Origin of the sequence: Pseudoalteromonas rubra (assembly GCF_005887115.1) — a bacterium.
GTDB classification, from domain to species: Bacteria; Pseudomonadota; Gammaproteobacteria; order Enterobacterales; family Alteromonadaceae; genus Pseudoalteromonas; species Pseudoalteromonas rubra_F.
Genome location: NZ_PNCJ01000223.1, coordinates 1 through 305 on the forward strand (window position 1 = coordinate 1; position 305 = coordinate 305).

Here is a 305-nt window from a genome sequence, read left to right on the forward strand (position 1 = left end):
AGACATAATCTTTTAGCACAGAGAGTTAAAAATCGTGCATAGACTAATCTAAGTGAGAATGATTTGCAAAAACACTTTTGTTGCGAAAAATAAAAAGCCGCTCTCAATAAGCGGCCAAAAGTCACCCAATGTCTGCAGAGCAAGGCTCTCGTTTAAAGTTTAAGCCCTACTAAAACGCATATTTTGCAGAAAACTGTAAGCGGTCTAAGTCACCATCGGCGCCGCTTTCGGTTTCTCGCTCTGCGTGTTTAAACTCAACTCCGAAGGTGAGTTTCTTAACCGGCGAGTACAGTAAGTTGGCACTG

General features: G+C 42.3%; 1 pseudogene. It reads right to left on the bottom strand.

Annotated elements, in window-relative coordinates:
• Positions 1-169: 169 nt before the first annotated feature.
• Positions 170-305: pseudogene (locus CWB98_RS24560) on the bottom strand (DcaP family trimeric outer membrane transporter); the annotation flags it as partial.